Source organism: Microcoleus sp. S36a_B3 (genome assembly GCF_036700745.1).
In the GTDB taxonomy this organism is placed as follows: domain Bacteria; phylum Cyanobacteriota; class Cyanobacteriia; order Cyanobacteriales; family Microcoleaceae; genus Microcoleus.
The window spans coordinates 73,920-98,737 of the sequence record NZ_JAUBPN010000005.1; the positions used below are offsets into that span (position 1 = coordinate 73,920).

Genomic DNA, 24,818 nt, shown 5'->3' on the forward strand with positions numbered 1-24,818 from the left:
ACTAAAGTCTATTCCTACCTTTCATCCCTGGACTAAAGTCACAGGGTTTTCAGGGGTTTATTTATAAATCAGGCGTTTTCGTGAGTTGCAGATTATCTTCTGGCTGTGCAGTTACTTGCCGATTTGGAGAATGTGCGGCAATTATCTGGGCACCTGCTTTTCGTAGAATGTCGAGGTAGCTGGCGATGAAACTACCCGTGAGGTTGGCCGCCAACTGTTCGATTAGATGGCTAGCTAAGCTTTTGACCTCTTTTTCCTGCAACAGCACCCGCTGCGCGTCGAAATCGGCGTCAGAGTAGCTGCGGATGCAGGATAGGAGTTGTGTGATGCCGAAGTCGTCTAAAGCTTGTTGGTAGCCGCGAGAAAATTCGCTTCCGTCGCTGGAAGGTTTTATCATGGTAATAGCTCTCTTTGATTTTTAGAGCCACAAGCCAGCGACGAACTTTCCTAGGGCGCGCGCTGGCTTTTGACTTTTCCGAGTATAGCGCAATATGCAGCATATTTACAGCATATATGTAGCAAAATCGACAAAACGCTGTAAATATATCACACTGACGATCGGCTTAGATAAGAAAAAATCAACCTCTGATGACGAAACGCCTATCAACCTCCATCGCAGATGGAATTTATGACCAACTTCAAGATTGGGCAAACGAGGAACGCCGTTCAATCAGCGGCTTAGCAGCATTCCTTTTGGAGAAAGCTGTGAGAGAGCACCAAGAAAAGATCCAAAAACAGCCGCCACCCTCTAATGAAAAGCAGGACTCACAATAAAGTTTGTGCGAAATCATTGGCGGGAAACTTGCAATTAGACAGAAATTCAATCTCTGATGACGAAACGCCGATCAAAATATTTAGCAGACGGAATTTACACTCGCCTTGAGGAATGGACTAAACAAGAAGGTTGATCGACTAGCAATTTGGCAGCATTCCTGTTAGAGAAAGCTCTTGTAGACCATGAGGAGAAACTGCTAAAACAGCAGTCTTTGTCTGATGAGAAGCAGGGGCAGCAGTAAAGTGGATGCTCCCATAGCCCGCAATCAACTGCGATCGGCTTAAACAAAACTAAATCTCCGATGACTAAACGTTTAACCACTTATTTAGCAGCAGGAATCTATGACATCTTTATACGACAAGGACAAATGGAAAAATGACCCTTACTTTCGATCGAGCTAATTATAGCAATTTGCTGGCAGAAGTCGCTCCACGGGCGATCGAAACCGAGCAAGAATACGATCGCCTCCTAGCAGTCGCAGAGGGGCTGACGTTCGCCAAAAACCGTACTCCCGAAGAAAAAACTTTACACAAGTTATTGGTAACGCTCATTGAAGTTTACGAGGCTCAAAATTATCCGATCGACAAATCCGAACCTCACGAGATTTTGCAACACATCATGGAAGCCAGCGGCACCCGTCAAGCTGACTTAGTGGACATCATTGGATCGAGTGGCGTAGTTTCTGAGGTTGTTAATGGCAAGCGGGCAATTAGCAAAGCACAAGCTAAGGCACTCGGCGATTATTTTAAAGTGTCGCCTAGTTTGTTCATTTAATATGATGTAAATGCCAATTTTCAACACTCATACAGCAGTCTTCCGTAGGGTGTGTCGCTATCCACAATCTTTAATAAAGACGGCTAATTTAATAGCGACGCACCTGGTAGGTTCAATGAATCAAGAAGCCAGCCATTTTTTTTAGCAAGCTTTTTTATTGGCAATAAAATGTTGGATTTGTTTGTTGACATATTGACAAAAATAAGGTTCGTCGCTATCAGATTGTCGCTTTTTTTGAGGATTGTTGATGTATCCGCACCCTACAGTTACTGTTGCTGCATTCTTTTTTTTAACTGGTATTTTTTAATTAAAAACCCGGTTTCTCCAAGAAACCGGGTTTTTAATCAGACGTTATTTATCCGCGTGTCATCGCACTTAATGGCTTAAAGCAAATTCCGGCAATCTCGGTTCAGATTCGCCACTCGGCAATACCTTCACCTGACCGTTTTCATCCACATCTACGATCGCACTTTGGCCTTCTTTCAGTTTCCCAGACAGCATTTCCTCAGCCAGTACATCTTCCAACAACCGCATGATTGCGCGCCGCAAAGGTCGAGCACCGTAGCTGGGATTGTAGCCTTCTTTAACTAACAGTTCCTTGAACGCTTCTGTCACCGACAAAGTGATACCCTGTTCCGTTAAGCGACTGAAAATTTCCTGCAACAAGATGTCAGCAATCTGCTTGATTTCTTCCTTATTCAACTGGCGGAAGACAATAATTTCATCCAGACGGTTGATAAATTCAGGACGGAAAAACTGTTTCAGTTCTTCGTTTACCAAACTCCGCACGCGGTTGTATTGAGAGTCTGCTGCGCTTTCAGTAAACTCGAAACCGAGGCCGCCGCCGCCTTTTTCAATCACCCTCGAACCGATGTTTGATGTCATCACCAGCAGCGTATTCTTAAAGTCTACTGTCCGACCTTTCGCATCGGTCAAGCGGCCGTCTTCCAAGATTTGGAGCATCATGTTGAAGACATCCGGGTGAGCTTTTTCGATTTCGTCGAATAAGATGACCGTGTAAGGACGGCGACGGACTGCTTCTGTTAGTTGACCGCCTTCATCGTAGCCGACGTAACCCGGAGGCGAACCGATGAGTTTGGAGACGGTGTGGCGTTCCATGAATTCGGACATATCTAACCGAATCATCGCTTCTTCGGAACCGAAGAAATAGGAAGCCAAGGCTTTTGTCAGTTCCGTTTTGCCGACGCCTGTTGGGCCGGAAAAGATGAAGCTGGCGATCGGGCGATTGGGATTTTTCAAGCCGACCCGCGCGCGGCGGATGGCGCGAGAAACTGCGCTGACAGCTTCTTCTTGACCGATTAAGCGCTGGTGCAATGTGTCTTCCATGTGCAGCAGCAATTCCGATTCCGATTCTGTCAGCTTGCTAACTGGTACTCCCGTCCAATTTGCCACGATGTGGGCGATGTCTTCTTCAGTGACGATGGGAGAGATTCTGATCTGGCTTTTGTTGATTGTAGCTTCAGCGATTTCGGCTTCGATTTCTAATTCGCGATCGCGCAATTTGCCAGCTTTATCGAAGTCTTGTTCGCGCACCGCAGCATCTTTTTCTTTGCTAACAGCCGGAAGTTGTTTTTTGAGTTCTTTAACTTCGGGCGGGGTTTGCGAGTTCAAGACGTGGACGCGGGAACCTGCTTCGTCAATTAAGTCGATCGCCTTGTCTGGCAAAAATCGATCGTTAATGTACCTGTCAGACAGTGTAGCCGCTGCTTCTAAGGCTGCATCGGAAATTGTCAGTCTGTGGTGCTGTTCGTAGGCCGATCGCAAACCGTACAATATTTCTATTGTTTCAGCCACGCTTGGTTCGCCGATTTTAATCGGTTGGAAGCGGCGTTCTAGGGCTGCGTCGCGCTCGATATGCTTGCGGTATTCATCCAAGGTTGTCGCGCCCACACACTGCAATTCGCCTCGCGCCAGGGCTGGTTTGAGCATATTGGAAGCGTCCATGCTACCTTGAATCGCGCCTGCACCAACTAAGGTATGAATTTCATCAATTACCAGAATGATATTGCCTGCTGCGCGAATTTCGGCCATGATTTTCGTCAGCCGTTCTTCAAATTCGCCTCGGAATTTTGTCCCAGCAATCAGCGAACCCATATCGAGGCTGATTACTTGTTTGTCTTCTAAAATTTCCGGGACGTTTCTGTTGACAATGCGCTGGGCGAGGCCTTCGGCGAGGGCTGTTTTGCCTACTCCCGGTTCGCCTACGAGCACTGGATTGTTTTTCGTGCGGCGGCCCAACACTTGGATCACGCGCTCGATTTCATTTTCGCGGCCCACCACGGGATCGAGTTTGCCGCTGGCTGCTAGCTTGGTTAAGTTTGTGCCGAATTCTTCTAAAGTCGGGATTTTGCGATCGCCGCTATCCCCCCGGCCTCCAGATACCGCCGCGACTTCTCCCACTGCACGAATTACCTGCGTGCGAACTCTCTGGCGATCGATTCCCAGGTTTTGCAGCACCTTCGCCGCCACCCCTTCATCGTCTTGGATCAGCCCCAGCAGGATGTGCTCTGTGCCGATGTAATTGTGTCCTAACTGTCGCGCTTCGTTCAGCGCCGTCTCAAAAATGCGCTTGACGCGGGGGGTAAACGGAATTTCCGGCGGGAGGAACCCGGAACCTCTACCGATGATATTTTCAATTTCATTGCGCGCCTCTTTCAAGTTGAGGCCCATATCCAGTAATACTTTTGCAGCGATGCCAGTGCCTTCGCCGACGAGTCCTAAGAGAATTTGCTCGGTGCCTACAAAATTGTGGCCGAGGCGCCGCGCTTCCTCTTGGGCTAGCATGATTGCTTTAATGGCTTGTTCTGTAAAGCGTTCAAACATATTTTTTCTATCCTACTGTCTTGGCGAGGGTTGTATCGCTGCTGGTGAGGAGCGATTTGGAACACTACACAAATTATATATGTAAATTTTTGTGTATTTCCTTTTATTCAATGTATCGCTACTAAGAGGAGGCGGACAGTGGGGAGAGCCGAATAGTTGGGGTGTGTTTGCCGTCTGGTTCTGCGATCGAACTGTGCCAAGGCAAATTAATCTTATCAATCACCATATCACTCATCTCCTAATCTACTGTGTTGCCGTTCCCCTGTCAAGCATTCTCTTAAAGCGAGCTATCGACAATGTTGCTTCGGGCGATCTGAGAATGCTTTTGTTTCAAATTACGTATTTTTAGCAAAAGTATTGCACCCCAAAGCAATTTTATTTTAACAGTTTGACTTGCCCGCTGGCGGTCAACAACCATTTTTTTCAACTAAAATCCTTCGTTGCAGCCTGTAGATTTGGTGAAAAGCCCGGTTTCTTTGGGCTTAGTGCGTGCAGGAATCAACAGGTTAAGGGGCTTATGGGCGATCGCCATTTTCAGAAGGCAGGAGGCTTTTATGAACTCACCCTTAAAAGAGGGAGATTGAAACAAGGACATTGTACACCTCGCTGCCAGCATTCTCAGTATAATTATTTATTTTACTGAGCTTTAAACTCACAACTAAAGTTTTAATTAATATTTTTCACCTCCTGCCTTCTGCCTCCTGCTCTCTGCCTTTCTTGTAAAATTAGCTGCATTTTGAAATTGCCATTAATCGCCTAGTTGCAAAATCTGCGATCGAAACTTACAACCGTGAAACTTTCTTGTAATTTTTGCCTTTAACCAATGATAATTTCCCCATTTTAAAGCCATTGTGGAAGCAACTGTTTAATAACTTTTACAAACCCGATCGCAATTTGAATCAGCGGCCAACCCGCAAAACCGATTAACACCGCCCAGCGAGTTTTAATATCCAAACCTTGGCGAACCGCCACAATTACAGATAGCAAGCTCCACACAGCTAATATCCGCTCTATCCCTTCTCCCAGCAAGGGAATTAACGTTAAAAAATTTAGCACTTGCGGGGCGTAAGCAAATCCGATCGGAACCAACAACTCCCCATAACTTACATGACCGGGTTTCAGCCACTGCCCGATTTTAAAGATAGTGAAAGTCCAAAAATAATAACCCCCCACCAGTGCCAAAGCATCTATCCAAAGTGCTAACAATAACACGGATAGCTCAGTTCGATTGATTAACAAAATGACGGCACTGCCAAAAACGCGGGACACCGCTGCTAAAATTACAATCGTTAAAGCTATCCGCTTCGTTCTGGCAGTGTAGGGAGTTTTTTCGTAAAAGTTGCTGTTCAAAGAAAGTGCGTTCCAAAGCGTTCTTCGCAAACCTGCAATTGAATCTTCTCCCCTCACCTTTAACTCCTGCTCCTCAAGATAGTTGACAACTAGGACAAAATAAGCTCTAATACAGCAAAATCACCAAAATATTTCTACATAATTAGGTAATTAACAGGCATTCTACCAGATTTTCTTAAATGCTAAGATTGATTTTGCAGATATTTGCGTGGCTGCGCGGAGGAAGTTTAAATTTGTTGCTCATCGCAGCTCTAATCCTGCTAGTTTGGGGCATTCTTTCGCCAGTGGGAACTGTTATATGGTGGCTGGGTCAAAGTGCCGAAACTTTGGGTTTCAAGAAAAATTCGCCGGAGATATTGCCCCCGAACGACAGCAGCCCGGAAGCGCGCAAGTCTTCACCGAGCAATTGTTATATCATCTTTTTACCGGGAGTTGGCGATTTTTCGGGGGACGAACTAACACCGGGAGAAGCATTTTTTCTCAAACATTTAGTTGAAAGTCACCCGCAGTGCGTAGCCGTGGGGGATATTTTTCCTTATTCAGCTTCTAACAAAAGTTTAGGCGGACAGCGCTGGCTAGCTCCTTTTTGGCGGTTTGCAGCACAGGCAAAAAGTGGGCCGATTGGGGCGGATATATTCATCAAAATTCGCAATCTTTGGAGGTTTGCAATTTCTCTTGATTATCGCTACGGTTTTGCATACAATCAGGGAATTGCTCATGCAATTATCGAGCGAATGAATGCTAAATCTCCGATTTCAGCTAATCCTCAAAAACCTTTGCAAGTTATTTTAATTGGCACTAGCGGCGGCGCACAAGTTGCTTTGGGTGCTACTCCCTATCTTAAAGAATGGCTGAAAGCAGAAGTTACTGTTATTTCAGTTGGGGGCGTGTTTTCGGGAGAAAATGGTTTTGCAGAAGCCGATCGCGTTTTCCATTTGCGCGGCACTCGCGATTCAATTGAGGATATTGGCGGCATAGTTTTTCCGACTCGCTGGTACTGGTTCGCGACTTCCCCGTTCAATCAAGCTCGTTTACAAGGACGCTACGCAGAAGCTGTCAGCGGCCCTCAAAAGCACGACGGCGATGAGGGATATTTTGGGGAAGATCGGGCAAGTAACGGTGAAAAGTATGTAGATATTACGCTGGATAAGATTAATCAATTGCCTGTTTGGTCTGATGGCCCGTCCGATTGATGAGTTTTTACATATTCAGTGCCTCTACAACTATCGGACATCATATCAATCGGTAACATCAGCTACTTAGCATTTAAATTGGATCTAAAGAAATAATAAAATTCTTCTGGGTTATTGCTCCGCAGCACCGCCCGGAATATACAATTTAAATGCAGAATAGCTTAGTCATTAGTAATTAACTGTATCATTGTTCGTTGTGCGTCGCTTGAAGCTTGGCCTTGTTGCCTTCGAGTCTCTACCGCACTTCCCGATGCGCGATGCCCCATTCCCTATTCCCTATTCCCTATTATCAATGTCTCGACCAACATTATATATTGCAATCACCAATCACGGATTTGGTCACGCTGTCCGAGTTTCCTCGGTAGCTGCAAAAATTCAAGAATTAAATCCAGATATTTTACTAATTATCACCACAACCGCACCTCGGTGGCTACTAGAATGTTACATTACTGGCGACTTTATCCTCCGTCCCCGCGCTTTTGATGTGGGAGTCGTGCAAGCTGATAGTTTGCATATGGACAAAGAGGCGACGCTGGAAAAGTTGCGGGAAATTCGGAAAAACCAAAATTCTATAATTGCGGGCGAAGTTAATTTTATCAAGCAAAATCGGGTGGGTTTGGTGTTGGCAGATATTCCTCCTTTGGCTGCGCGAATGGCAGCATCTGCTGGGGTTCCTTGCTGGATGATGAGCAATTTTGGCTGGGATTTTATCTATCGAGATTGGGGCGGGGAGTTTGTAGAAATGGCAGATTGGATTGGTGAATGTTTCGGAAAGTGCGATCGGCTTTTTCGCCTGCCTTTGCACGAACCGATGCCAGCTTTCCCAAATATTCAAGATGTCGGCTTGACGGGCGGCAATCCTCGCTACAGTAACGATGAAATTCGGGAAGTATTCGGCATTAAATCACCGCTGGAAAAAACTGTATTGCTGACTTTCGGCGGCTTGGGTTTAGAAGCAATTCCTTATCAAAATTTACAGCTATTTAGCGATTGGCAATTTATTACTTTTGATGGGGTGGCTCCCGATTTGCCGAATTTGATTAAAGTCAAAAATCAAGAATTTGCACAATCTTTCCCGATTTTACCGCGTCCGGTGGATCTGATGCCTGTCTGCGGGCGCTTGGTTTCTAAACCGGGATACAGCACTTTTTCGGAAGCTTTGCGCTTGGAAATACCTGTTGTTTCTATTATGAGAGAAGGTTTTGCGGAAGCTCAGGTGTTGTTGGAGTGGCTGAAAAATTATGCGGAACATCAAGTGGTGACGGCGGCGGAGTTTTTTGAGGGGGATTGGGAGTTTTTGCGACAGCCACTGCATCCGCCGCGTTTGTCCGATAAGTTGGATAAAAATGGTACTGAGGCGATCGCCCAAGCTGTTGTAGACTATTTTAAAGATCGGGATTAGGATGATGCTGATTTACGATCTCAAATCCCAATGGATAAATCTTTGATTGATTCCACCGCTGATTAACGCAGATTAACGCAGATATTTTCCTGAGCGGAAAGCGATTGAATGCAATGCAAGTCTAATTTGGTCTAAAATCTAAAATCTAAAATCTAAAATCGAATGCTTCATCACCAACAAATACTCAGAATTCAAACTACAGGGAAGTCTCTGTGCAACATCACTCCTAAGATAGAAGATGCGGTGGCGAATTCGGGTATTGAAACAGGACTTTGTAGCTTGTTTTTGCGCCATACTTCTGCTAGCTTGGTGATTCAAGAAAATGCTGACCCGGATGTACTTAAGGATTTGGCTAACTTTTTGGCTAAACTTGTACCGGAGGGCGCGAGTTACATTCACGATGCGGAAGGCCCAGACGATATGCCGGCGCACATTCGCACTGCGCTGACTCATACTTCTGAACAAATCCCGATCGCGCGCGGTAGATTATTGTTAGGAACTTGGCAGGGAATTTATCTCTGGGAACACCGCCAGCGCGGCCACTTTCGCGAATTAGTCGTTCACGTCAGCGGCGTTGGATCGGAATTTGCACCTCGCTGATTTTAGTGGCTTCTGGTGTCATCGGCGAGTTGTAAAAAAAGCGGCGCGGCGGCCCGACTATTTCGTATTCGGGATGTTCTTGAAGCCAATCTTTGAGTTTCTGGAGGTTATTTTCGTAACTTTCCCAAGTGTAGGCCCCGCGCGCGCCGATGCTGACAACTGTCATCGGTGAAGTATCCGTGACTTCCACAGCAGAGTTAACGCTGCTGGGGGCGATATTTGATGCCGGGTAGAGGAAGGAAACTTCTGCAACCGGAACTTTATCGATTTGCTCGGAAGTTTCCGTGTAGCGCGCTTCTACTGGCGTTGTCATCGCAATTTGATTGTTGCTGATGTGTTCAAATAAGGGATTGAATGCGATTCCTGTAGCTTGTCGCAAATCGCCTGCGTGGGTGTAGGTGACAGCGCGGTACTGAGGATATTGCTTAACTTCTATGACGCCAATCTGTGCCGGCTCAGGGAATCCACTAGGTAATGTCATTTTAGATTTGAGATTTTAGATACTTCGGCTTTGCGATCGTACAAGTTTGAGATTCTAGATTTTACACTAAATAATGAGGCAATACTTACTCTGCAAGGGTTTTCTAGTTGCTTGCAGTTGCGTTTGTTTGGGCCACTGCTATAAATAGGCTGAGATTGTTTGCAGCCGATCGCTCCTGCAGCACAACCAGTTTAGCAGTTATTTAGAGCGATGCTAACTGTCGATCGCCTAGAATTAGTTGAGATATTTCTTGCTTAACCTCGTAATAATACGGACGGCGCTAAGTAAGCAGAGAAACATCAATCTAGTTGTCCTTAAAAAATTAGCGTTTTTCAGGGGTGTCTGCTATTTATGTCGGAAAAGATTCGGCTGTGCCGATCGAGCTGTGCATTTTCAGTTATTGCCACGGTTATCGCGCTCAGCAACGCCGTTCAATTATATCGCTTTCAGGGAATGACATATGAAAAAGATTCTAGTGATTGAGGACGATCGAGTAATTCGAGAGAATATTCTCAAACTCCTCAAAGCCGAAGGTTTCGACGTGACGGGTGCAGAAAATGGAGCGCTGGGTTTAAATGCGGCGGTGTCAAGTCTTCCCGACGTGATTCTTTGCGATGTGATGATGCCGGAACTAGACGGGTACGGGGTGCTGATGGCCTTGCGATCGCACCCTGTTACTGCTACAGTACCTTTTGTTTTCCTCACAGGTAAAGCCGAGCGCTCTGAAATGCGGCAAGGTATGGAATTGGGAGCAGATGATTACCTCACAAAACCTTTTACTAAAGCTGAGCTTGTGGGTGCGATATCCAGCCGCTTGAAAAAACAAGCAGCTTTTGCCGAACAGCAGCATAATTTGCGATCGCCAAGCAGCACATTACTCCCAGATGCCGCCGACAAATTAGAGGAGATAGAAACAAGTTTGCGTGCAGCCTTGGAACGAGAAGAATTCCAAGTTTACTATCAGCCGCAGGTCAATGTTCAGACTGGAAAAATCGTGAGCGCTGAAGCTTTAGTGCGCTGGCTGCATCCCGAAAAAGGGCTGATTTCGCCCGCTGAATTTATTCCTGATGCCGAAGCAACTGGCTTCATCGTACAGTTGGGCGAGTGGGTTTTGCAGACAGCTTGCAGACAAATACAGGTTTGGCAAAATGCTGGTTTTTCCTTGCAGCAGGTAGCGGTGAATCTGTCGCCCGCCCAATTTCACCAACCAGAACTCAGCAGCAGAGTTGCCGAAATTTTAGCAGAAATTGGTTTAGCACCGAGCAGTTTGGAATTAGAGCTGACCGAAAGTTTGATGGTGGAGGATGCCGAAGGTGCGATCGCGACTTTGCAACAATTGAAAGATTTGGGAGTTTCTATCTCTATTGACGATTTCGGCACAGGCTATTCTTCTTTAAGCTATCTGACACAATACCCCTTTGATGTTTTAAAGATCGATCGCTGTTTTATCAGCAATATAACCGACGGTTGCACAAATGCAGCGATTGTCAAAGCTATTATTGAAATGGCGCACAGTCTCTGTCTTGAGGTAATTGCCGAAGGAGTTGAAACTGAAGCCGAAAAAGATTTTCTGTGGCGCTACGAGTGCGATGCCATGCAAGGATATTTATTCAGTCCTCCTGTGCCGGCAGCGGATTTTGAACAGTTGCTGGCGGAAGGCAAATAGAATATAGCTGAAGTCAATATTTGTCCTATAATCAAGTGCGATCGGGGTGAAATATGGTTTTAGAATCTACCAGTAACGTTGACTTACTCAAATCAAGCACTAAAAAAAATAAGGATGTTTACCTAGCTGTTAAGCTAGCTCTATTGATAGTATTTTTATCTATTTTGTCCAAATTCTTTGTCATTGTCAACGCCGGAGAACGGGGCGTGCTGATGCAGTTTGGTAAAGTGCAAGAACAGGTACTCGGAGAAGGAATTCACGTAATAGTACCCACAGTTTATACTGTAAAAAAGTTGAGCGTTAGGGTGCAAAAACAGGAAAGTTCCGCTGAAGCTTCCTCAAAAGATTTGCAAGATGTTTTCACGGATGTAGCGCTCAACTGGCATATTCTCCCAGAAGAAGCAAATGCTATTTTTCAACAAATAGGTGACGAGAAAGAAGTCGTAGCTCGCATTATAGAGCCTGCTGTTGAAGAAGTATTAAAAGCAGTTATGGCAAAATATACGGCTGAAGAAATAATTACTAAACGGGGAGAAGTTAAAGCCACAGTTGATGATTCTTTGACCTTGAGGCTGGTTACGTATCACATTGCCGTTGACGATATTTCTTTAGTACACGTTCACTTTTCTGAGCGGTTTAGCGAGGCAGTGGAGGCGAAACAAATTGCCGAACAGGAGGCAAAAAAAGGGGAGTTTTTAGCGCTGAAGGCAGCAAAACAGGCGGACGCTAAGGTGAATTTAGCCAAGGGAGAAGCCGAAGTGCAAAGGTTGCTGCGGGACAATTTGACTCCGGAACTTTTGGAAAGGCAGGCTATAGAAAAATGGGATGGGAAATTGCCGCTGATTGTTGGTGATGGGGGTAAAAATTTATTGGACTTGAGGAAGTTGGTTGAGAGATAATTATAATCGTGGACGCAGGGGTAGCCAAAAACCGGGTTTCTTTACGAAAATACAGGGAGTTTAGCTTTTGATGTCGGTTAAAAAATAGGTTTCTTGAGTATTCGTGCCTAAGTCCTGAATTAGCAATTACCAGCACCTTGACTTAATATCTCTTCAAAAGCTTTAGTAATTCTAGTTTGAAAACGCTGTCGGTGCTTCAGTTTTAAAACAGGTTTAATTATTTCCAAAGATACATTAGAACTTGGTTTGCTATCTATAATTTTAATCGATCGCAGTGTAGATAGCTGCAATTCTTTTTTTACCATCAATTCAGGAATAGCCGCTGCACCTGTGCCACTTTCCACCACAGCTTTTACCATTTCACTACTGTTCAAAACTAAAGTTACATTCAATTCATGGGGATTAATTTCCCAACTTTGCAAAGCTTGTTCCAACATTTGCTGAACTCCCGAACCAGATTCTCGCATCACCCAATCCGTTTTCGCAATTTCCGCTAAACTCACATCTGTTTGTTCAAACCAAGGGTGAGATTTGCCAACTACAATCAGCAAGCGTTCGCTGCCTACAACTTCTTCCTCCAGAGTGTTCTTAAGCGAAGCTTTGATGTCTCCCGTCACTAAACCCAAATCAAATGTTCCCGTCGCCGTACCCGCACAAATTTCTTCGGCATTTGCCAGAGTACAATTCACGCAAATACCAGGATGTTTTTGTTTGAACTTGCTAAGTTTATCAGGCAACCAATAATTGCCAATGGTCAGACTGCAACCCAAGTTTAAATCGCCTCGCTGCAAGTCGTTCAACTCCCGCAAACCTCTCTCAGTCAAAGCAACTTGGTCGAGAATTTTCTGAGTTTCAACTTGCAGCAACTTCCCAGCATCTGTGATTTCGATGCGGCGGCCGATGCGGTGAAATAGTTTTACTCCGTATTGCGCCTCTAAGCTTTGGATGGTCGCGCTGACAGCGGGTTGGGTAATGTAAAGTTCCTCCGCTGCGCGGCTGAAGTGCAGGTGTTCCGCGACAGCTAGAAAAACTCGCAGTTGGTCAAGTGTCATTCCGGCCATGCTGAGTACCCTTTTACTAAATACAGTTATTTTTTGAGATTAAAATCTCTTGCGGCTAAGCTTTGACCTGAAGTTTTCGACTCTATTGTACAGGTTGGAATTACCAAAAAAGCACGGTTGCCAGCCGTTATTTAAAGTTTCCTTTTAACGTCAAGGGTTTGAGATTTTGGCGACAGATACATCTGCTATTCCAACAGTTCTTTTGTGGCGGCACTGCATCACTTGTATTTATTAATTCGATAAAAAACAACATTTGATTCTACCCCAGAAGGGGATTACAGTTATGTTCAAGCTTCTAACGCAGGGCCCAATGCTGAAGCAGCACCGACAATTTTAAGCCGATCGCCAAAAGTCGATCGACAAAAATAGAGAAGATAAATGACCAAGAAAACGCAAAAAAATCACAGTCCCCACGGCTTAAAGCCGGACTGCCTCTCCTTCGGGGAGGTTTTAGCTCAATCCTTTGCCGTCATTGCACCTACAACGATACCAGCATCTAATATAGGGTTAATTGTCGCTCTTTCGGGTAACGGGGCTTGGCTGAGCTTTCTCATCGGCTTGATGGGCCTAGTATTTGTCAGCATCAATATCAACCAATTTGCGAGTCGATCGGCTTCTGCCGGTTCTCTTTATTCTTATATTGTTAAAGGACTTGGCCCGACTGCCGGCGTAATTTGCGGCTGGAGTTTGGTACTAGCTTATCTATTTACTGCGATGTCCGTTTTGTGTGGTTTTGCCAACTTTACGGGTAGTTTCATCGGTCATTTAGGCATCCATCCGTCACCGATTACGCTGTTAGCGATCGGGGCTGGCGTTGCTTGGTATGCAGGTTACAAAGATATCCAGCTTTCAGCTATGGCGATGCTGTGGCTAGAGGGGGCATCAGTGGCGGCGATTTTTATCTTAGGAATTATCATCTGGGCGCACAAAGGTTTTGCCTTAGATATGTCCCAATTAACTTTGGAAGGCGTAACTCCCGGCAACATAGCGACGGGGCTTGTCTTAGTAATGTTTGGTTTCTCTGGTTTTGAAAGTGCTACATCTCTGGGCGACGAAGCGAAAAAACCCTTAAAAAATATCCCCAGGGCTGTGATGGGCAGTGCTGTCATGGCAGGCTTATTCTTCGTTCTGATGACTTATATTGAGGTTTTGGGTTTTAGCGGTACTGGAGTTTCTATTACTAATAGTGAAGAACCTCTGACTTTTCTAGCGCAACAAGTCGGGATGGGTTGGCTGGGACAGTTAGTTGCTTTCGGCGCTTTATTTAGCTTTTTTGCTTGCGTACTTGGCAGCATCAATCCAGCGGCGAGAGTGTTTTTTATGATGGCGCGCCACGGTTTGTTTCACTCTTCATTAGGTGTAGCGCATTCATCTAATAGAACTCCCCACGTTGCAGTAACGATGTGTACATTTCTGACATTTTTGGTACCTGCTGTGATGTCTATGTTTGACATCAAACTGTTCGATTGTATGGGTTATTTGGGGGCAATTTGCAGCTACGGATTTTTAACCGTGTACGTCTTAATTTCGATCGCAGCCCCGGTTTACCTACACAAAATTGGTAAATTGCGCCTGCGGGATGTAGCATTTTCGGCTGTGGCGATCGCATTTATGATGATTCCGATTGCGGGCAGCGTGGGCATTCCCGGCAGCACTATGTTCCCACCTCCCGAAGCTCCTTACGATGCGTTTCCTTACTTGTTCTTGATGTACTTGGTGGTTACTTGCGGATGGTTTTTCTGGCAGCGGCTGCGTTCCCCTGAACTGACGGGATCGATGCAGCAGGGTATTGACGCAATTCACGCCAAATTCGAGGAAGAAAATCCAATTTACGGCGGTGTTCGATTGAAAGCCGTTCCCTTTGACAGCGATCGTTTTTGATTAACAGTTACCAGTTCGCTGTTCGGAGAAAGAGTTTTTAAGCAACGGGGCTTTTACTGAGATATTGCAGCATTGTCAATAAGCATTTCAAAGGCGTTGCTCCGATCAACAGCCCACAATAAAATTTAATTTTTGTGCAACGGGCATCTTGCCCGTTCCGAAGATACGAACCCAGCAAGTACAACGAAATAAAAAATCTGAGGATACACAGAAATGAATGAATTACTAACAGCAATTTCTACGGGGATGACAGCTTTTACGGCTACCAACCTTGACGATATTCTGATTTTGCTGCTATTTTTCTCGCAGGTGAATGCAGTATTTCGGCGCAGGCATATCGTCTTCGGTCAGTTTCTGGGCTTTACTGCACTGGTTTTGGCTAGCCTTCCCGGCTTTTTTGGCCGCTTAATCTTTCCGCCAGATTGGATCGGAATGCTGGGTTTGCTGCCAATTGCGATCGGGCTTAGCCGCTTGCTGAATTCAGAAACTGACGATTCGGAAGTTGAGGGAGAATTAGAGAAATCTGAGAACTCTTTTTTTAGCAATTTTCTGTCTCCTCAAACTTACAGCGTAGCAGCGGTGACGGTGGCCAATGGGGGCGACAATATCGGGATATATGTGCCACTTTTTGCTAGCAATACTTTAGAAAGTTTGGCGGTGGTTCTCACTGTATTCTTCGGGATGGTGGGCATTTGGTGCTACGCTGCTTATCGGTTAATTCAGATGCGGGCGATCGCAGATACTTTGACTCGCTACGGCAATCAATTAGTACCTTTTGTTTTGATCGGATTGGGAATGGCGATTCTGGTTAAAAGCGGCACTCTGGCAAGCCCAACTTTAAGTATAATATCTTTAGTTGGTTGCGCTTTCTGTTTGATAACTATCAGCAGAGGTAACGCCAGGGAAACTGAAGTTTAGAAAAATTGCAGGGACAGCACATGAATTGGATTGCAGCAGCGATTATTGCCGGGATTACATCTTTTGCCGCAACCAATATCGACGACATGGTGATTTCGATGCTGTTCTTCGCCCAGGTAAATGATACTTTCCGCCCCCGGCATATCTTTGTGGGTAAGTACCTCGGATTTGCAGCACTAATAACTGCTAGTTTGCCCGGTTTTTTTGGCGGTTTAATTGTGCCGAAAGCTTGGATTGGCTTGCTGGGTTTGGTTCCGATCGCGATCGGCATCAGTCACTTAGTCAAGAGAGAAAATGAGGAAAATGACGTACAAGCCGTATCGGGCGAATTTAACCGTCAATCTAACTCATCTGTTCTGTCAAAACTCGCCAATCTTTTCAATCCCCAAACTTTGAATGTGGCTGCGGTAACAGTGGCCAACGGGGGTGACAACATCGGTATTTATTTGCCGCTGTTTGCTAGCAGCGATTTGCCGAGCTTGGTGGTGATTTTGGCGGTTTTCTCGGTGATGGTAGGTGTTTGGTCTTATGTCGCTTACCGGTTAACTCGCCAAAGGGCGATCGCCCGTATTTTGACTCGGTATAGCCAGGCTGTTGTCCCTTTTGTATTAATTGGCTTGGGAATATTTATTCTGATTGAAAGCGGTACGTATCGCCTGCTCCCGGCATTTCAATCTAACTAAGTATTCGCCAATTTTCTGCTACTTTCCTCCCTCTATAGATAGATAATTTGCCATAAATCATAACTCCTAACTCATCACTTTTCCCTTAACAATTGTTTGCTTAAAGTTTGCGCTATATCGCTTGAATTTTATCAACAAATATGCTAAGTTAATAATGAAGTGAGTGACCAAGCTAAAAGCAGCTTCAAACTAATTTAGCCTCAAGTATTCACGAAAGCTGAAACCATCTTTTGAGCTAGCTAATTGCCCGACTTAGGCAACAATATACCTTTTGTCTCAATAAATTCTGTAGTAGTGGTGAATCCAACCAAGCTAAAAACTTGAGGATTAATCCATAAAATATCGCCCGAACACTTCGCCCCTACTCTACGCAGAGCGACTCTGACAATAGGTAGAATGCTGAAAAAACCGATTTTTCGCTTCTGCACAATTTGGTTTTTCCGACAAACCAGTTAAAGAGATATCGTTTTGGCCTAAGTCCTAAGATAGCAAGCAAACAGAAAGTTGGAAAAAACCTGACAATCTAGAAAAGGACAAAAATTGTGAAAATCTTCAAATTTGTTTTAGTGCTGTTGGTAATGGCCGCCAATTTAGTATTTGTTCCCCCCTCGTGGGCCGACGCTCCAAAAACGCCGAAATATGCGAGCAATCCCGATTACATAGAGGTGACTCAAGCTTTGAACACTCTCAGGAAAGCGAAAGACGCACCCAATCTCGCCCAGACTTATACCCCTGAGCAACTTCAGCAAAAAATCTCTCAATTGGAGTTTCAAAAATACACTTTAGAAACGGGAAAAGCTTGGGGTCAGTGCCGCAACGAGACAGGAAAAACCCTGGCTGTCTACGGCCCGAAAGGCAAAAAAGCCGCTTCTTCTACTTACGAGAATGCCCTTTATTTTCTAGCTGACGGCCAAACAACTGAACATAAATGGGATTGCGATGGAATTTATCTGCCCAGCGATCTCAAAGCAACCGATTTAAGGTCTGTCGATAAACCTTCAGAAGAATTGACTGGCGGTCTAGCTGTTAAGATAGTTGACGGAACTCAAGTTGTAGCGATAGCTAATCCCGATACGGGCGCTGTAGAATTCAACGTTCCTACTGCTAAAGTTTTCCAGCCTGGGGATGCGAATTGGTTTGTTCCTGATGTGACTCAGGCTTACATAGATGCACAAGTTCCCAACGCACCAACTGAGGAAAATGATTAGTTTTGGTGAACTTGTAATGCGATCGGCTGTGTAAAGTTTGTTCCAACGCAACAACCCGCCGGGGAGCTATCCCCGGCGGATAATCGTCCCAGCAGAAATCTATCAATTTACCTTGATATTTGGAGTTAATATTAAAAGGCTAATCTATGCTATTAAATTGGAAATCCACGAAAGTAAATACAGAAAAGATTAGGCGACCAAATCCGTCGCGGGTGCGGGATCACTTGGCAAACGAGCGCACTTATTTAGCATGGATGCGGACAGCAATATCGCTGATGGGTTTTGGCGTTGTTATCGTCCGCCTTCGCACCTTCCATGCCCCTCTGCTGCCAACTCCCGGCAATGGTTGGAAGTTGGGTTTGCTTTTTTCAGCAGTGGGTTTGCTGACGGTGTTATTCTCAACTAAGCACTACTTCGGCGTCCGCCACGATATCGATTACGATACTTATGAACCTACCGATCGCTGGGTAATTCTTTTCAGTCTGGCGATCGCCATTTTAGGCGCTGGGGTAATTTATTATATGTTCACCGTTCCTTCTAGCTTAGAAGGTTTGATGGCACCTGAATAATGGTGACCGTTTAAGATGAATATTAAAGAGTTCGATCGCGTGCAATTATCGTTCCAACCGATGCAAGTAGATGATGAGAAACCAAAGCAGCCCAATCTGTCGCGGGCGATCGATCGATCGGCAAATGAGCGCACCTTCTTAGCATGGATGCGGGCCGCGATCGCCCTCATGGGTTTTGGCGTCGTCATCATCCGACTTCGCGTCGTGCAAATGCCCGCACATTACCGCCAAGCGATGGGGTGGAAGTTGGGTTTAATCTTCTCTCTAATAGGTTGGGGGACAGTCTTAATCTCAACTAAGCACTACTTCACCGTTCGCCACCAAATTGACCACGATACCTACAATCCCCCAGACGCCATGGTTTTATTTTTCAGTTTTGCTGTGGGCTTATTGGGAATAGGAGTAATTTATTCAATTTTGGCAACCGCCCTGAGCCCAAGTAGTTTTGTAATACCCGATTGATTGTCAACAGGAGTTAATCATGAATAGCGATATAGTTGCCACGAGTGCTTCCATTCTCATCTTAGGTGCTGCTATCTGGCCCGCATTCGTAGTGCTGGAGACTGTCGCGAAAATAGTCCCTAAATTGCTAGGCGTGACAGTTGCGATCGGGCTTTTGCTCGTTTACCTGCAATTTTACTGGGGTATCGATATTGCATATCTTTGGCAAACTGTCAAGCATTTGCCTGAAGCTTTCAATTTCTCGATCGCAGCCTAAACCGACACCAGGCAGCATTCTCAACAACCTCTCCCGGATAGATATTTTTCTACCGGAAACAAAGTATCTTCAGCCGATCACCAAAAAAATACGGTAACTCGATTGACTTACTAGACATAGCTCTGTTGAGATGCTAAACTACGGTAAGTCGATAGAGTTATGAGTTATTAACGTGGAAAACGCTAAAAAAGTCAGCAAAGAGTACCAGCTTGCAGAACAACTCACCCAACAGTTGCCACAAGCTAAAAGCTTTAAGGAAGTCTGGTTTAAAAAAATCCGAGGCGGGTTGCTTCTGGCAATTGGATATTTGCTATCACCGCTATGTTGGTGGAACGACATATTTTTCAATCTGCCAATTGCCTACGCCTTTGGGTATATCTTTAGTTGGCTTTCCCCAGATTTACTGTTTCCTTGCACAATTATCGGCTACTGGCTTTCTAATATTGCGGGAATTCTGTTGATGCAGCTAGGAACTTTAGATATTGTTACAGACAAACCCAAGGAAAAAAACCTCAAAAAAGAGTTATTGACGGGTTTAATATCATCAACTGCCTTCACAGTTGTCATTGTGGCATTGATTCATTTTAATGTTCTCGATACTCCCGATTTCTTTTCCAGCCAACAGTCGGTTAACCTCAGCTCTGCTTTACCTGTGACGCTCGTCACTTCCAGGTAGAAAGTCGAATATAAACCCCATAAATAAATCGAGGGTTTTTAATCAGTTACACAGGTAGATATCAGAAAATTAGGGAGCTTTTACACTACAAGTTATGTAGTTTTGTTTATTGGCATTTACTTACTTTTACCAAAAGTTTTGTAGCTGAACGCGCGGTAAGTCTCAAGCGTTGAATAGCAAAATTCCTGGTTAGAAAGATTGGGATGCGAGTAAGATTTTGCCTGTGTAGCTGTGTTGCCGGAGCCGCGCCAGTTATCTATTTGTTGGTTGGTTGGTTGGCAGCGCTTAAATACACAGTTTTTGGGCATAACAGTGAACTACTTATTACTATCCTTTCTCAGCTTTTTTGTGGGCATTCTGGTTGGTTTGACCGGAGTCGGCGGAGCCTCGCTCATCACCCCAATGTTAATTTTCGTCTTCCAGGTTCCGGCATCAATTGCTATTAGTTCGGATGTCGTAGCTGCTACACTGATGAAAATTGTTGGTGGCTTCAAACACTGGCAGCAAAAAACCCTCGACTTGCAAATAGTGAAGTGGCTGGCTTTGGGCAGCGTGCCCGGTTCGCTGACTGGCGTGTGGATTTTACACTGCATCAAATCCAGCGGCAGTCAGAACTTAGACAGCATATTGCTGCGCTGTCTTGGAGTAGGGCTCGCCCTCATTGTCGCTTTATCGCTGACCCAATTAGTGGTCAAAACATTTTTCCCTAATTTTAAATTGCCTTCGCCCCGTGAATGGGACTTAAATACTAATTATGGCCGTATTTGTACTGTGAGTGCTGCAGCAATTTTAGGCTGCATAGTGGGAATCACTAGCGTGTCTTCCGGTGCTATGTTTGCACTGTTGCTGATTGCTTTTTTCCGCCTGGATACTTCTAAATTGGTGGGTACAGATATTTCCCAGGCGGCAATTTTGTTGATGTTTACATCTGTGGGACACCTCAGCCTCGGAACGGTAGACTGGAGTTTAGTTTTGCCGATTTGGTTGGGTTCGGTGCCGGGAGTTTTGGTAGGTGCTAAATTCTGCCAAATTATGCCTCAACGCCCACTAAAGTTTGTAATTTACGGAATGTTGGCGATGGCTAGTTGGAAATTGTATCAAGTCTGAAAAGTAGGGTAATGCCAGGAGTATTGCTGTCAAAAATCCCCTAAAAACCTTTGTATATTTTGTTTATAGCCGAGTCGAGATCCCCCTAAATCCCCCTTAAGAAGGGGAGTAGGGGTTGACTTTGAGAAGAATCTTGTCCTCCCTTAAGAAGGGCGACTTTGAGAAGAATCTTGTCCCCCCCTTATTAAGGGGGGTGAGGGGGGATCTCGACTTCGATACAACAAGAGAGACGGTCGGTTTGACGTTAAGTTGTCACCAAGGCCCTACCTACAATTTAATAATTGCTGACTAATGATTCGAGTTCGCGGATCGTTGGCAATTCTAAATCTTTGAACAAGGCTGTACTGAGGTAGCGTTCGCCATAAGAAGGCTGCACAAAAACTATCAGTTTTCCCGCATTTTCGGGACGCTTGCCGACTTGAATTGCGGCACACAAAGCGGCGCCTGCAGAAATTCCTGACAACAATCCTTCTTCTCTGGCAAGTCGGCGACTGTAGGCGATCGCATCTGCATCGCTAACTGCGATTACCTCATCAATTAACTCTGGTTTCAACACTTCTGGGATGAATCCTGCGCCAATCCCTTGAATTTTGTGAGCACCAGATTTGCCTCCAGAAAGGACGGGGCTGGTGGCTGGTTCAACTGCAATTACCCTAAAACTGGACTTTCGCGGTTTAATTACTTCAGCAACTCCAGTAATCGTACCGCCGGTGCCAACTCCAGCAACTAAAAAATCTACTTTACCCTCTGTATCTTCCCAAATTTCCTCAGCCGTTGTTTCACGGTGAATTTTTGGATTAGCGGGGTTGCGAAACTGTTGCAGCATGAAAGCATTGGGGGTTTCTTCTACAATTTCTTCCGCACGGGCGATCGCGCTTAACATCCCTTCATGTCCCGGAGTTAATTCCAACTGAGCTCCGTAAGCTTTTAACATCGATCGGCGCTCTAAACTCATCGTATCCGGCATCGTTAAAATCAGACTGTAGCCTTTCGCCGCCGCAATCATTGCCAAAGCAATTCCAGTATTTCCTGAAGTCGGTTCTACTAAAATAGTTTTCCCCGGTTGAATTAACCCCGCATCTTCTGCCGCATGAATCATGCTCGCCGCAATCCGATCTTTCACCGAAGCAGCCGGATTCATCCCTTCCAATTTGACCACAATTTGAGCAACTACTCCTTCGGCTTGGGGAATTTTATTGAGCTGAACTAATGGAGTTCTGCCAATTATTCCTGTAACATCCTTAGCTATTCTCATGGCTTAATTTCTCTCCCTTTAAATGTAGTACATGGGATGTGCTTGTTTGCGAACATCGCGCTGTTCGCACAAATCTTGTAATGTGTATTTCCCCAAAACAGTCCAAGATGCCTGTTGAGCTTCCTGCCAGATTTCTAGCACCGCAGTTTTTTCTATTGTTACAGATTCCGAAACTTTTTGGGCCGGGCCACTGCCCGATCCTTCGAGTGTCGAAAACACCTCTAGCAAAGTAATTTCCCAAGGATCTTTCGCCAGCAAATAACCGCCTTTAGCACCCCGCAAACTCTGGACAATACTTGCACGCCGCAGCACAGCAAGAATTTGGTCTAGATAGCGTTCCGGTATCTCTTGAGAAACAGTAATTTCGTTTACTGTTAGGGGCGAATCCTTCGGGTAGTGACTCGCCAGTTCCAAGAGCGCTAACAGGGCATATTGTACTCTAGAAGATAGTTCCACATTCCCCACTGGCGATCGAGTTTAAATTGTACATTATATAATAGTACATAATTCCGGTAGACATACAGGTGTTAGTATATTTTTATTACAAAAACGGTTGGAGAAATCCCGTGAGTAACGTAAATGTAGGGAATTTAAGCTGTCGGCACTGTCGGTATTACGAGCAGCACGGACACAGGGGCGGAAACTGCCTGATGCTCGGCGTGGGGGTACAGGGTGGGTGGAAAGCTTGCTCCTTCTTGGTTCCACCCTTTGCACCGTCTTGGGAACACCCCGAAGCGGCTAGATCCCGAAAGTCTCAAATGTTGGAGGGAGCGAGTATTTTAGAGGCAATACCGCCTTAAAGTAATTGCTAAGTAGGTAGGCGGATATATGCTGTGTCATCGTTAAGTTTATTCAAACTGAGATGTTGTACCATTCTCAATAAGCTTTTTATGAACAGGCTTTCCGGCCTGTTTCACAAAGAGTAAATTTGATTGTGGAACAGGCCGGAAAGCCTGTTCTTGAGAATGGTGCAAGATATGAGTTCAAACTGAGTTACTTGGCGGCAATCAACAGGGGCGAGATATTGCATCTTTTGGCAGCGAGAAGAAAGAAATCAGGAGAAACAAAAAAGCAATGGCGACGATACGCACTTGCTTTTGAACTGTTTGACGAGTCGATGATTAAATTTAATTAACGCACATTTGATACAAATGATCTGTGGTCTAGAAAACTCTGAATTTGCTCGAATATCCCATTGTCAGCTAATAACCTTTTATATTTCGTAGTGCCACACATCTGAAGGTTGCAGAATAATCCGGTGGAGCGGCAGACGATCGATCAAGCCTTGCTCCTCAAAATGACCGAGGGTGCGAGTGACCGTTACGCGACTTGTACCGATGATTTCTGCAATGTCCTGATGCGTTAAAATCATATCGATCAGATGTCCTTGCTCTACCTCAGAACCAAACCTCTTAGCCAGCCAAATTAATAGTTGATAGAGCATAAAATCAACTCTTTTGTAACCTCGCATTACCATAAAGTCTTCAGCCTGCTGAATGTGAGTGAGCAAAATATCTCTATTTAGCCAGCGCTCGACAGATAATAGAACTGCCTCGACTTTAGTGAGGCATTCAATTTGAAAAGGATCGCATTTTGATATCGGTTTGCCGATCGTATCACCAGGCCCCCACAATCCCAAGGTGATAATTGTGCCATCTTCAAGCCACGTTACAGTTCGCACTACTCCACTTTCAATTCGCCACAGAGCATTGCTTCTGTTGGGCAAGTGCGAGCGGCGAGGAAATATATGGCGGCTCGTTTCATCAAAAGTTTTAGTGGAAAAAGAAGCAATAGTCATAGCCAGTTACTGAAGGAATTCAAGTTAGTTCGTACAATGCTGCAGGATAGTGTTGGTCGCATAAATCTATAGAAATTCAAGCTTTCCTAGATTCCTGCACCGTCTAAAAAATCTGTAATGAATAAATTAGAATACATGAATAATTCATGTTTTTCTGCCTCTTTTTGCTCTGATTGAGTTGGTCTCAGCGGAGATAATTGAGATTTCAAAAAATCAACCTGCTCTTCTAAATCCTTAATTCTATCGAACAAAGCTCGAATCGCTTGAGCTTCCAAATCCGGTATGTCTTGAGAGTTTTGAGCATCTTCCACCTGCTTTTTCCGAGAAATTATGCGACCGGGAATTCCTACAACTGTGCAATCGCTAGGGACATCCCGCAGCACCACCGAACCCGCACCAATCCGAACATTATTGCCAATTTGAATATTTCCTAAAACTTTAGCACCGGCCCCTACCACTACATTTTCTCCCAGGGTTGGATGCCGTTTTCCTATTTCTTTACCCGTGCCACCAATGGTCGCTCCTTGATAAATGACAGCATAATCTCCAACGATCGCAGTTTCGCCAATTACCACCCCCATGCCGTGGTCGATAAACACGCCCCTACCAATTTTCGCTCCTGGGTGGATCTCAATACCTGTTAAAAACCGACTCAGTTGGGAAATCAAGCGCGGTACAAACGGCAGCCCAGCGGAATAAAGCCAGTTTGCTATCCGGTGCAAAAAAAGTGCTTGCAGTCCGGGATAGCAAAATAATACTTCCAGCCAGTTGCGGGCCGCTGGGTCACGTTCGTAGATAATTTGCAAGTCAGTGAACATATTTAGTCTCACCGTGTTTTGGTTATACATTATCGGCAGTGCCGACGGTTTAAGCTGCCTAAAGCAGTCTGGATTGTGGCATTATTACACATAATACTGTAATCCGACCTAATTACAGTAGTTAATGGGAAAAAAAATTTCC

At 45.1% G+C, this 24,818-nt stretch carries 27 protein-coding genes; 18 read left to right on the top strand and 9 right to left on the bottom strand.

What is annotated here, in order from left to right; translation table 11 throughout:
• Nucleotides 1–61 precede the first annotated feature (61 nt).
• The gene (locus QUA01_RS07735) at nucleotides 62–397 is read right to left on the bottom strand and encodes a hypothetical protein (RefSeq protein WP_333088910.1); all 336 of its coding nucleotides are present in this window, start codon (nucleotides 395–397) and stop codon (nucleotides 62–64) included.
• Between the two features lie 191 nt (nucleotides 398–588).
• Here QUA01_RS07735 and QUA01_RS07740 point away from each other — a divergent pair, with 191 nt between their 5' ends.
• Entirely contained in the window at nucleotides 589–774 is a 186-nt protein-coding gene (locus tag QUA01_RS07740) for a ribbon-helix-helix domain-containing protein (RefSeq protein ID WP_193975303.1), read from the top strand.
• A 376-nt stretch (nucleotides 775–1,150) separates the two neighbouring features.
• A complete protein-coding gene (locus tag QUA01_RS07745; protein ID WP_333088911.1) occupies nucleotides 1,151–1,549 on the top strand; it encodes a helix-turn-helix domain-containing protein in 399 nt (132 codons plus the stop codon).
• Between the two features lie 375 nt (nucleotides 1,550–1,924).
• Here the strand turns inward: QUA01_RS07745 and QUA01_RS07750 are convergent, their stop codons facing one another.
• The gene (locus QUA01_RS07750) at nucleotides 1,925–4,393 is read right to left on the bottom strand and encodes an ATP-dependent Clp protease ATP-binding subunit (RefSeq protein ID WP_333088912.1); all 2,469 of its coding nucleotides are present in this window, start codon (nucleotides 4,391–4,393) and stop codon (nucleotides 1,925–1,927) included.
• A gap of 840 nt (nucleotides 4,394–5,233) precedes the next feature.
• Nucleotides 5,234–5,800 (bottom strand): hypothetical protein, encoded by a 567-nt coding sequence (locus QUA01_RS07755; protein ID WP_333088914.1) that lies wholly within the window; start codon nucleotides 5,798–5,800, stop codon nucleotides 5,234–5,236.
• Nucleotides 5,801–5,922: 122 nt separating this feature from the next.
• Between QUA01_RS07755 and QUA01_RS07760 the strand changes: the two genes are divergently transcribed.
• From QUA01_RS07760 to QUA01_RS07770, 3 genes are all read left to right on the top strand, one after another.
• Entirely contained in the window at nucleotides 5,923–6,936 is a 1,014-nt protein-coding gene (locus tag QUA01_RS07760; protein ID WP_333088915.1) for a hypothetical protein, read from the top strand.
• A 292-nt stretch (nucleotides 6,937–7,228) separates the two neighbouring features.
• Entirely contained in the window at nucleotides 7,229–8,338 is a 1,110-nt protein-coding gene (locus tag QUA01_RS07765) for a glycosyl transferase (protein ID WP_333088917.1), read from the top strand.
• A gap of 162 nt (nucleotides 8,339–8,500) precedes the next feature.
• Entirely contained in the window at nucleotides 8,501–8,938 is a 438-nt protein-coding gene (locus QUA01_RS07770) for a secondary thiamine-phosphate synthase enzyme YjbQ (RefSeq protein WP_194010390.1), read from the top strand.
• Here QUA01_RS07770 and QUA01_RS07775 read toward each other — a convergent pair.
• Complete coding sequence (locus tag QUA01_RS07775) at nucleotides 8,904–9,419, bottom strand: heme-binding protein (RefSeq protein WP_333088918.1); 516 nt, start codon at nucleotides 9,417–9,419, stop codon at nucleotides 8,904–8,906. The two genes, QUA01_RS07770 and QUA01_RS07775, sit on opposite strands and share 35 nt — an antisense overlap.
• Before the next feature lie 460 nt (nucleotides 9,420–9,879).
• On the opposite strand from QUA01_RS07775, the gene QUA01_RS07780 reads away from it, so the two are divergent.
• Nucleotides 9,880–11,085 carry an EAL domain-containing response regulator gene (locus QUA01_RS07780; RefSeq protein WP_333088920.1) on the top strand — a complete coding sequence of 402 codons (1,206 nt, stop codon included), beginning with the start codon at nucleotides 9,880–9,882 and terminating at the stop codon, nucleotides 11,083–11,085.
• A 53-nt stretch (nucleotides 11,086–11,138) separates the two neighbouring features.
• Complete coding sequence (locus QUA01_RS07785) at nucleotides 11,139–11,984, top strand: prohibitin family protein (protein ID WP_333088921.1); 846 nt, start codon at nucleotides 11,139–11,141, stop codon at nucleotides 11,982–11,984.
• A gap of 119 nt (nucleotides 11,985–12,103) precedes the next feature.
• Here QUA01_RS07785 and QUA01_RS07790 read toward each other — a convergent pair whose 3' ends face one another.
• Nucleotides 12,104–13,036, bottom strand: coding sequence for a LysR family transcriptional regulator (locus tag QUA01_RS07790; protein ID WP_333088922.1), 933 nt, complete (start codon nucleotides 13,034–13,036; stop codon nucleotides 12,104–12,106).
• Between the two features lie 387 nt (nucleotides 13,037–13,423).
• Between QUA01_RS07790 and QUA01_RS07795 the strand changes: the two genes are divergently transcribed.
• From QUA01_RS07795 to QUA01_RS07835, 9 genes are all read left to right on the top strand, one after another.
• Complete coding sequence (locus tag QUA01_RS07795) at nucleotides 13,424–14,926, top strand: APC family permease (RefSeq protein WP_333088923.1); 1,503 nt, start codon at nucleotides 13,424–13,426, stop codon at nucleotides 14,924–14,926.
• A gap of 213 nt (nucleotides 14,927–15,139) precedes the next feature.
• Nucleotides 15,140–15,844 (top strand): cadmium resistance transporter, encoded by a 705-nt coding sequence (locus QUA01_RS07800; protein WP_333088925.1) that lies wholly within the window; start codon nucleotides 15,140–15,142, stop codon nucleotides 15,842–15,844.
• A 20-nt stretch (nucleotides 15,845–15,864) separates the two neighbouring features.
• Complete coding sequence (locus tag QUA01_RS07805; protein WP_333088926.1) at nucleotides 15,865–16,527, top strand: cadmium resistance transporter; 663 nt, start codon at nucleotides 15,865–15,867, stop codon at nucleotides 16,525–16,527.
• A gap of 542 nt (nucleotides 16,528–17,069) precedes the next feature.
• On the top strand, nucleotides 17,070–17,735 hold the full coding sequence (locus tag QUA01_RS07810; protein ID WP_333088928.1) for a hypothetical protein: 666 nt from the start codon (nucleotides 17,070–17,072) through the stop codon (nucleotides 17,733–17,735).
• A gap of 146 nt (nucleotides 17,736–17,881) precedes the next feature.
• Nucleotides 17,882–18,304 carry a YidH family protein gene (locus tag QUA01_RS07815; RefSeq protein WP_333083967.1) on the top strand — a complete coding sequence of 141 codons (423 nt, stop codon included), beginning with the start codon at nucleotides 17,882–17,884 and terminating at the stop codon, nucleotides 18,302–18,304.
• A 15-nt stretch (nucleotides 18,305–18,319) separates the two neighbouring features.
• A complete protein-coding gene (locus tag QUA01_RS07820) occupies nucleotides 18,320–18,766 on the top strand; it encodes a YidH family protein (RefSeq protein ID WP_333088931.1) in 447 nt (148 codons plus the stop codon).
• Between the two features lie 19 nt (nucleotides 18,767–18,785).
• Nucleotides 18,786–19,022 (top strand): hypothetical protein, encoded by a 237-nt coding sequence (locus QUA01_RS07825; protein ID WP_333088932.1) that lies wholly within the window; start codon nucleotides 18,786–18,788, stop codon nucleotides 19,020–19,022.
• 172 nt (nucleotides 19,023–19,194) lie between these two features.
• The gene (locus QUA01_RS07830) at nucleotides 19,195–19,698 is read left to right on the top strand and encodes a hypothetical protein (RefSeq protein WP_333088934.1); all 504 of its coding nucleotides are present in this window, start codon (nucleotides 19,195–19,197) and stop codon (nucleotides 19,696–19,698) included.
• A gap of 312 nt (nucleotides 19,699–20,010) precedes the next feature.
• Nucleotides 20,011–20,805, top strand: a complete 795-nt coding sequence (locus tag QUA01_RS07835) for a sulfite exporter TauE/SafE family protein (RefSeq protein ID WP_333088935.1) — start codon at nucleotides 20,011–20,013, stop codon at nucleotides 20,803–20,805.
• A gap of 274 nt (nucleotides 20,806–21,079) precedes the next feature.
• Here the strand turns inward: QUA01_RS07835 and cysK are convergent, their stop codons facing one another.
• Both cysK and QUA01_RS07845 read right to left on the bottom strand, forming a co-directional pair.
• The gene (gene cysK, locus QUA01_RS07840) at nucleotides 21,080–22,060 is read right to left on the bottom strand and encodes a cysteine synthase A (RefSeq protein ID WP_333088936.1); all 981 of its coding nucleotides are present in this window, start codon (nucleotides 22,058–22,060) and stop codon (nucleotides 21,080–21,082) included.
• 18 nt (nucleotides 22,061–22,078) lie between these two features.
• Nucleotides 22,079–22,516 (bottom strand): RrF2 family transcriptional regulator, encoded by a 438-nt coding sequence (locus QUA01_RS07845; RefSeq protein WP_333088938.1) that lies wholly within the window; start codon nucleotides 22,514–22,516, stop codon nucleotides 22,079–22,081.
• Nucleotides 22,517–22,626: 110 nt separating this feature from the next.
• Here QUA01_RS07845 and QUA01_RS07850 point away from each other — a divergent pair, with 110 nt between their 5' ends.
• Both QUA01_RS07850 and QUA01_RS07855 read left to right on the top strand, forming a co-directional pair.
• The gene (locus QUA01_RS07850; protein ID WP_333088939.1) at nucleotides 22,627–22,860 is read left to right on the top strand and encodes a hypothetical protein; all 234 of its coding nucleotides are present in this window, start codon (nucleotides 22,627–22,629) and stop codon (nucleotides 22,858–22,860) included.
• Nucleotides 22,861–22,994: 134 nt separating this feature from the next.
• Complete coding sequence (locus QUA01_RS07855) at nucleotides 22,995–23,195, top strand: hypothetical protein (protein WP_333088941.1); 201 nt, start codon at nucleotides 22,995–22,997, stop codon at nucleotides 23,193–23,195.
• A gap of 78 nt (nucleotides 23,196–23,273) precedes the next feature.
• Here QUA01_RS07855 and QUA01_RS07860 read toward each other — a convergent pair whose 3' ends face one another.
• Nucleotides 23,274–23,858 (bottom strand): Crp/Fnr family transcriptional regulator, encoded by a 585-nt coding sequence (locus QUA01_RS07860; protein ID WP_333088942.1) that lies wholly within the window; start codon nucleotides 23,856–23,858, stop codon nucleotides 23,274–23,276.
• Between the two features lie 86 nt (nucleotides 23,859–23,944).
• Complete coding sequence (cysE, locus tag QUA01_RS07865; protein ID WP_333088945.1) at nucleotides 23,945–24,706, bottom strand: serine O-acetyltransferase; 762 nt, start codon at nucleotides 24,704–24,706, stop codon at nucleotides 23,945–23,947.
• Between the last annotated feature and the right edge of the window lie 112 nt (nucleotides 24,707–24,818).

What these genes read in the sequence shown, in the direction of transcription:
- QUA01_RS07800 (WP_333088925.1), top strand. Translation starts at nt 15,140, where the DNA reads ATGAATGAATTACTAACAGCAATTTCTACGGGGATGACAGCTTTTACG.
- cysK (WP_333088936.1), bottom strand. Translation starts at nt 22,060, where the DNA reads ATGAGAATAGCTAAGGATGTTACAGGAATAATTGGCAGAACTCCATTA.
- QUA01_RS07745 (WP_333088911.1), top strand. Translation starts at nt 1,151, where the DNA reads ATGACCCTTACTTTCGATCGAGCTAATTATAGCAATTTGCTGGCAGAA.
- QUA01_RS07740 (WP_193975303.1), top strand. Translation starts at nt 589, where the DNA reads ATGACGAAACGCCTATCAACCTCCATCGCAGATGGAATTTATGACCAA.
- QUA01_RS07735 (WP_333088910.1), bottom strand. Translation starts at nt 397, where the DNA reads ATGATAAAACCTTCCAGCGACGGAAGCGAATTTTCTCGCGGCTACCAA.
- QUA01_RS07860 (WP_333088942.1), bottom strand. Translation starts at nt 23,858, where the DNA reads ATGACTATTGCTTCTTTTTCCACTAAAACTTTTGATGAAACGAGCCGC.
- QUA01_RS07805 (WP_333088926.1), top strand. Translation starts at nt 15,865, where the DNA reads ATGAATTGGATTGCAGCAGCGATTATTGCCGGGATTACATCTTTTGCC.
- QUA01_RS07795 (WP_333088923.1), top strand. Translation starts at nt 13,424, where the DNA reads ATGACCAAGAAAACGCAAAAAAATCACAGTCCCCACGGCTTAAAGCCG.
- QUA01_RS07780 (WP_333088920.1), top strand. Translation starts at nt 9,880, where the DNA reads ATGAAAAAGATTCTAGTGATTGAGGACGATCGAGTAATTCGAGAGAAT.
- QUA01_RS07815 (WP_333083967.1), top strand. Translation starts at nt 17,882, where the DNA reads ATGCTATTAAATTGGAAATCCACGAAAGTAAATACAGAAAAGATTAGG.
- QUA01_RS07770 (WP_194010390.1), top strand. Translation starts at nt 8,501, where the DNA reads ATGCTTCATCACCAACAAATACTCAGAATTCAAACTACAGGGAAGTCT.
- QUA01_RS07820 (WP_333088931.1), top strand. Translation starts at nt 18,320, where the DNA reads ATGAATATTAAAGAGTTCGATCGCGTGCAATTATCGTTCCAACCGATG.
- QUA01_RS07785 (WP_333088921.1), top strand. Translation starts at nt 11,139, where the DNA reads ATGGTTTTAGAATCTACCAGTAACGTTGACTTACTCAAATCAAGCACT.
- cysE (WP_333088945.1), bottom strand. Translation starts at nt 24,706, where the DNA reads ATGTATAACCAAAACACGGTGAGACTAAATATGTTCACTGACTTGCAA.
- QUA01_RS07765 (WP_333088917.1), top strand. Translation starts at nt 7,229, where the DNA reads ATGTCTCGACCAACATTATATATTGCAATCACCAATCACGGATTTGGT.
- QUA01_RS07775 (WP_333088918.1), bottom strand. Translation starts at nt 9,419, where the DNA reads ATGACATTACCTAGTGGATTCCCTGAGCCGGCACAGATTGGCGTCATA.
- QUA01_RS07760 (WP_333088915.1), top strand. Translation starts at nt 5,923, where the DNA reads ATGCTAAGATTGATTTTGCAGATATTTGCGTGGCTGCGCGGAGGAAGT.
- QUA01_RS07750 (WP_333088912.1), bottom strand. Translation starts at nt 4,393, where the DNA reads ATGTTTGAACGCTTTACAGAACAAGCCATTAAAGCAATCATGCTAGCC.
- QUA01_RS07825 (WP_333088932.1), top strand. Translation starts at nt 18,786, where the DNA reads ATGAATAGCGATATAGTTGCCACGAGTGCTTCCATTCTCATCTTAGGT.
- QUA01_RS07790 (WP_333088922.1), bottom strand. Translation starts at nt 13,036, where the DNA reads ATGACACTTGACCAACTGCGAGTTTTTCTAGCTGTCGCGGAACACCTG.